The organism is Ramlibacter sp. GCM10027632, from assembly GCF_042675325.1.
Taxonomy (GTDB): Bacteria; Pseudomonadota; Gammaproteobacteria; order Burkholderiales; family Burkholderiaceae_C; genus Ramlibacter.
Window position 1 is genome coordinate 528,718 of the sequence record NZ_JBHTGW010000002.1, and the last position, 6,170, is coordinate 534,887.

6 protein-coding genes are annotated in these 6,170 nt (G+C 70.1%); all 6 read left to right on the forward strand.

The window, feature by feature from the left end; all coding sequences use genetic code 11:
• Positions 1–13: 13 nt before the first annotated feature.
• On the forward strand, positions 14–796 hold the full coding sequence (gene badI / locus ACFQZY_RS05990; protein ID WP_377413858.1) for a 2-ketocyclohexanecarboxyl-CoA hydrolase: 783 nt from the start codon (positions 14–16) through the stop codon (positions 794–796).
• A 16-nt stretch (positions 797–812) separates the two neighbouring features.
• The gene (aliB, locus tag ACFQZY_RS05995; protein WP_377413860.1) at positions 813–1,964 is read left to right on the forward strand and encodes a cyclohexanecarboxyl-CoA dehydrogenase; all 1,152 of its coding nucleotides are present in this window, start codon (positions 813–815) and stop codon (positions 1,962–1,964) included.
• A gap of 46 nt (positions 1,965–2,010) precedes the next feature.
• Positions 2,011–3,654 carry a cyclohexanecarboxylate-CoA ligase gene (gene aliA, locus ACFQZY_RS06000; RefSeq protein WP_377413862.1) on the forward strand — a complete coding sequence of 548 codons (1,644 nt, stop codon included), beginning with the start codon at positions 2,011–2,013 and terminating at the stop codon, positions 3,652–3,654.
• 44 nt (positions 3,655–3,698) lie between these two features.
• Positions 3,699–4,682 carry a tripartite tricarboxylate transporter substrate binding protein gene (locus ACFQZY_RS06005; RefSeq protein ID WP_377413864.1) on the forward strand — a complete coding sequence of 328 codons (984 nt, stop codon included), beginning with the start codon at positions 3,699–3,701 and terminating at the stop codon, positions 4,680–4,682.
• 34 nt (positions 4,683–4,716) lie between these two features.
• Complete coding sequence (locus ACFQZY_RS06010; RefSeq protein ID WP_377413866.1) at positions 4,717–5,493, forward strand: enoyl-CoA hydratase; 777 nt, start codon at positions 4,717–4,719, stop codon at positions 5,491–5,493.
• A gap of 25 nt (positions 5,494–5,518) precedes the next feature.
• Positions 5,519–6,170 (forward strand): acyl-CoA dehydrogenase family protein (locus ACFQZY_RS06015; RefSeq protein WP_377413868.1); only part of this gene is annotated, 652 nt, incomplete at its 3' end.

Here is a 6,170-nt window from a genome sequence, read left to right on the forward strand (position 1 = left end):
CCGAGAGAGCCAGATGCAATTCGAAGACATCCTGTACGAAGTCCGCAACGGCGTGGCGTGGATCACCATCAACCGCCCGGACAAGATGAACGCCTTCCGCGGCACCACCTGCGACGAGATCATCAAGGCCCTGAACAAGGCCGGCTATGACCGCAACGTCGGCTGCATCGTGCTGGCCGGCGCCGGCGACCGGGCCTTCTGCACCGGCGGCGACCAGTCCGCGCACGACGGCAACTACGACGGCCGCGGCACCATCGGCCTGCCGATGGAGGAGCTGCACACCGCCATCCGCGACGTGCCCAAGCCCGTCATCGCCCGCGTCCAGGGCTTCGCCATCGGCGGCGGCAACGTGCTGTGCACCATCTGCGACCTCACCATCTGCTCCGACAAGGCCATCTTCGGCCAGGTCGGCCCGAAGATGGGGTCGGTGGACCCCGGCTACGGCACCGCCTTCCTGGCCCGCGTGGTCGGCGAGAAGAAGGCCCGCGAGATCTGGTACCTGAACAAGCGCTACTCCGGCGAAGAAGCCGTGGCCATGGGCCTGGCCAATATCTGCGTGCCGCACGAGCAGCTCGACGCCACGGTGCAGGAGTGGGCCGAGACCATCTGCGAGCGCAGCCCCACCGCCATCGCCATCGCCAAGCGCAGCTTCAACATGGACACCGCCCACCAGTCCGGCATCGCCGGCATGGGCATGTACGCGCTCAAGCTGTACTACGACACCGACGAATCCCGCGAGGGCGTGAACGCGCTGAAGGAAAAGCGCAAGCCCGACTTCCGCAAGTACGCCAAGTGAGCACGGAGCCGGCCGCATGAATCCCTACATCGACGAAGACCTGCAGGCGCTGTCGGACCACGCGCGGCGCTTCGCCCGCGAGCGCGTCGCTCCCGGCTTCCTGGAGCGTGACCAGACCCGCGTGCTCGATCGCCGCCTGATGGCGGAAATGGGCGAGATGGGCTTCATCGCCCCCGAGCTGCCGGAGGAATTCGGCGGCCAGGGCCTGGGCCGCCTCGCCGCCGGCGTGATCCACGAGGAGATCGCCCGCGCCGACCTGAGCCTCTCGTACATCAACCTGCTCGCTTCCCTGAACGGGCAGATCCTCGCCGAGCACGGCCGGCCCGAGGTGGTGCGCCCCTGGCTGGAGCGCCTGACGCAGGGCAAGGCGCTGCTCGCCATCGCCCTCACCGAGCCGCGCGGCGGCTCCGACGCCGCCAACCTGCGCCTGCGGGTGGAGCGCGTGGGCGACGAGTACGTGATCAACGGCGAGAAGACCTCGATCTCCGCCGCCGACCAGGCCGACGCCGTCGTCGTCTTCGGCCGCACCGGCCCGGTGGACGCCGGCGCCCATGGCGTGAGCGCCTTCCTGGTGCCGGCCGATGCGCCCGGCCTCACCCGCAACCGCTTCGACTGCCATGGCCAGCGCGCCATCGGCCGCGGCTCCCTGTTCTTCGAGAACGTGCGCGTGCCGGCCAGCCACCGCCTCGGCGACGAGGGCAAGGGCTTCGTGCAGGTGATGCAGGGCTTCGACTTCTCGCGCGCGCTGATCGGCCTGCAGGTGCTGGCCGTGGCCCGCGTGGCGCTGGAGGAAACCTGGGAGTACGTGGCCCAGCGCGAGGCCTTCGGCAAGCCGCTGTCGGCCTTCCAGGGCGTCTCGCACCCGCTGGCCGACTACGACACCCAGGTCGAGGGCGCGCGCCTGCTGTGCCTGCAGACGCTGTGGCTCAAGGACAAGGGCCTGCCGCACACCGCCGAGGCCGCCATGTGCAAGTGGTGGGGCCCCAAGCTCGCCTACGACGTGATCCACCAGTGCCTGCTGTGCTTCGGCCACGGCGGCTACGACCGCGGCGTGATGGAGCAGCGCCTGCGCGACGTGCTGGGCTTCCAGATCGGCGACGGCACGGCCCAGATCATGAAGACCATCGTCGCGCGCACCCGGGCCGGGCGCAGCGCCGTGCCGGCCTGACACTTCACGTCCACCGAGACAGCGAACCAGAACCAAGGAGACAAGCGTGGAATTCGATGCCGTCCTGATCCCCCCGCGCCGCGCCGCCATGGTCGCCCAGGGCCACTGGCGTGACCGCACCATCAACGACGACCTGCAGGCCTGCCTGCAGGAATGCCCGGACAAGGTGGGCCTGACCGCCTACCGCAGCGAGGGCGGCGCCGTCACCCGCATGACCTACCGCGAGATGGCGCGCATGGCCGACCGCATCGCGGTGGGCCTGCACCGTCTGGGCGTGCGTCGCAACGACATCGTGGCCTGCCAGCTGCCGAACTGGTGGCAGTTCACCCTGACCTACCTGGCCTGCATCCGCATCGGCGCGGTGATGAACCCGCTGATGCACATCTTCCGCGAGCGCGAGCTGGGCTTCATGCTGCAGCACGGCGAGGCCAAGGTGATGATCGCCCCGCGCAGCTTCCGCGGCTTCGACTTCGAGAAGATGGTGGAGGGCCTCAAGCCCACGCTGCCGCACCTGCAGCACCTGGTGATCGTCGACGGCCAGGGCGACAACAGCTTCGAGAAGCTGCTGTCCGGCCCGAAGTGGGAGGAGGCTGCCGACGCCGCCCAGGTCCTCGACGGCAACCGCCCCGGGGGCGACGACATCACGCAGTTGATCTACACCTCCGGCACCACCGGCGAGCCCAAGGGCGTGATGCACTCGGCCAACACCACGATGGCCAACATCATTCCCTACGCCGAGCGCCTGGCCCTGGGCCGGGACGACGTGGTCCTCATGGCCTCGCCCATGGCTCACCAGACCGGTTTCATGTACGGCCTGATGATGCCCATCATGCTGCGCGCCAGCGCGGTGCTGATGGACGTCTGGGACCCCAAGCGCGCGGTGCAGGTGATCCGGGAAGAGGGCGCCAGCTTCACCATGGCCTCCACGCCGTTCCTCACCGACCTCACGCGCACGGTGGCCGAGGAGAAGCTGCCGGTGCCCACGCTCAAGACCTTCCTGTGCGCCGGCGCGCCCATCCCCGGCCCGCTGGTGGAACAGGCCCGCGCGGTGCTGGGCACCAAGATCGTCTCGGCCTGGGGCATGACCGAGAACGGCGCCGTCACCCTGATCCACCTCACCGACGACGACCAGCGCGCCTTCACCACCGACGGCGTGGCCCTGCCCGGCGTCGAGCTGAAGGTGGTGGATGTGGACGGCCGCACGCTGCCCGCCGGCGAGCCCGGCCGGCTGCTGGTGCGCGCCTGCTCCAATTTCGGCGGCTACCTCAAGCGGCCGCAGTGGAACAACATCGACGCCGAGGGCTGGTTCGACACCGGCGACCTGGCGCGCATGGACGCCCAGGGCTACATCCGCATCACCGGCCGCAGCAAGGACGTGATCATCCGCGGCGGCGAGAACATCCCCGTGGTGGAGATCGAGTCGCTCCTGTACCGCCACCCCGCGGTGGCCCAGGCCGCGATCGTGGCCTACCCCGACGAGCGCCTGGGCGAGCGCGCCTGCGCGGTGGTCGTCACCAAGCCGGGCCAGTCGTTCACGATGGAAGCCATGGTGGCCTACCTGAAGGAGCAGAAGGTGGCCATGCAATACATCCCCGAGAAGCTGGTGGTGCAGGAGGCCATGCCCTCCACGCCCTCGGGAAAGATCCAGAAATTCAAGCTGCGCGAGCAGGTCCGGGCGATGGCGCCGTGAGAGCGCCAGGCCGCATTCCTTCCACCCCCCACGAGGAGACAACCGTGAACCAACCCCGCAACCTGCGCCGCACCCTGGTCGGCGCCACCCTGGCGCTAGGCGCCCTGGCCGCCGCCGTGCCCGCCTTCGCGCAGGCCAGCTGGCCCACCCGCCCGATCCGCATCGTCGTCGGCTTCGCGCCCGGCGGCACCACCGACGTCATGGCCCGCCTGGTGGCGCAGCAGCTCACCGAGTCGCTGGGCCAGAGCGTGGTGATCGACAACAAGCCCGGCGCCAGCGGCAACATCGCCGCCGCCGAGGTGGTGCGCGCCACCGACGCCCACACCTTCCTGATCGCGCCGACCTCGTTCGAGACGGCCAACCCCTACCTGTTCAAGTCCACCCTGCTGCCCTCGCGCGACCTCACGCCGGTGGCCGGCATCGGCCGCACGCAGATGTACCTGGTGGCCAAGCCCCAGTCCACCGCGAAGAACGCGCGCGAGCTGGTGGAGCAGGCCAGGGCCAACCCGGACAAGATGTCCTACGCCTCGGCCGGCGCCGGCACGCCGCCCCACCTGGCCTGCGAGCTGTTCAAGAAGGCGGCCAGCATGCCGGTCACCCACGTGCCCTATCGCGGCGCGGCCCCGGCGCTGCAGGACGTGCTGTCCGGCCAGGCCGACTTCGTCTGCGACCCCGGCATCGCCTTCCCCCACATCCGCACCGGCAAGGCCAAGCTCCTGGGGGTCGTGAGTTCCAAGCGCTCGCCCTTCTTCCCCGAGGTGCCCACGCTCGCCGAGCAGGGCATCCCCGGCGCCGACCTGGACATCTGGTTCGGCCTGTGGGCGCCCAACGGCACCCCGGCCGACGTGGTGGCCCGCGTGAACCGCGAGGTCGCCAAGGCCCTCACCAATGCCACCCTCAAGGCCCGCTATGCGGACCTCGGCGGCGAGGCGATCCATGTGGAAACCGCGGACTTCAAGCGCCTGCTGGTCAACGAGGGCAACGTGCTGTCCGCGCTGATCAAGGAACAGAAGATCTCGGTCGACTGACGCCGCGACCCGCCACCCCGCTGGAGACGACACGATGGACGAACCCCTCCTGCTGCAGGAACGCCACGGGCGCGTGGCTCTGCTGCGCCTGAACCGGCCGGCGCAGCTCAATGCGCTGAACGACGCGCTGATGGACGCCCTGGGCGAGGCCCTGCGCGCGCTCGACGCCGACGACGGGGTGGGGGCCATCGTGCTCACCGGCAATGCCAAGGCCTTCGCCGCCGGCGCGGACATCGCGGCGATGGCCGAGTGGAGCTACATGGACGTCTACCAGTCGTCCTTCATCACCCGCAACTGGGAGGCGGTGCGCCAGGTGCGCAAGCCGGTGCTGGCGGCGGTGGCCGGCTTCGCCCTGGGTGGCGGCTGCGAGCTGGCGCTGGCCTGCGACCTGATCGTCGCCGCCGAGTCCGCCCGCTTCGGCCTGCCCGAGGTGAAGCTGGCCCTGCTGCCGGGCGCCGGCGGCACCCAGCGCCTGCCGCGCGCCATCGGCAAGGCCAAGGCGATGGACCTGTGCCTGTCGGGCCGCCTGCTCGACGCGCAGGAGGCCGACCGCTACGGCCTGGTGTCGCGCGTGGTGCCGGACGACCAGCTGCTGGAGGCTACGATGGCGCTCGCGGCGCAGGTGGCGGCCTACTCGCTGCCGGCGCTGATGGCGATCAAGGAAAGCGTCAACCGCGCCTGGGAGTCCAGCCTCGCCGAAGGCGTGCTGTTCGAGCGGCGCGAGCTGTACGCCCGCTTCGCCAGCCACGACGCCCGCGAAGGCATGCGCGCCTTCCTCGAGAAGCGCAAGCCGGCCTTCGAGCACCGCTGAAAGAAAGACACAGAGAGAAAGACCCATGGCCCTGGATCCCGAATCGTTCGCCGTCCTGCTGCCCAGCGTGCAGCGCTTCGTGCAGGAGCGCCTCGTTCCCGCCGAGAACCATGTCGAGGAGCACGACGAGGTGCCCGCCGACATCGTGGAAGACATGAAGGCGATGGGCCTGTTCGGCCTGTCGATCCCCGAGGAGTACGGCGGCATCGGCCTGTCGATGGCACAGGAGTGCCAGGTGGCCTACGAGCTGGGTCGCACCGCGCTGGCCTTCCGCTCGGTCTTCGGCACCAACGTGGGCATCGGCTCGCAGGGCATCCTCATGGACGGCACGCCCGAGCAGAAGCAGGCTTACCTGCCGCGCGTGGCCAGCGGCGAGCTGATCATGTCGTTCGCGCTGACCGAGCCCGACGCCGGCTCCGACGCCGCCTCGCTCAAGACCCGCGCCGAACTCGACGGCGACCACTACGTGCTCACGGGCACGAAGCGCTACATCACCAACGCGCCGCGCGCCGGCGCCTTCACGCTGATGGCCCGCACCGGCGGGCCGGGCGCGGGCGGCATCAGCGCCTTCATCGTGCCGGCCGACGCGCCGGGCCTGCGCCTGGGCAAGGTGGACAAGAAGATGGGCCAGCGCGGCACCAAGACCTGCGACGTGATCCTGGAGAACGTGCGCGTGC

Coding starts and splice junctions, on each gene's coding strand:
- badI (WP_377413858.1), top strand. CDS start 14: ATGCAATTCGAAGACATCCTGTACGAAGTCCGCAACGGCGTGGCGTGG.
- aliB (WP_377413860.1), top strand. CDS start 813: ATGAATCCCTACATCGACGAAGACCTGCAGGCGCTGTCGGACCACGCG.
- ACFQZY_RS06010 (WP_377413866.1), top strand. CDS start 4,717: ATGGACGAACCCCTCCTGCTGCAGGAACGCCACGGGCGCGTGGCTCTG.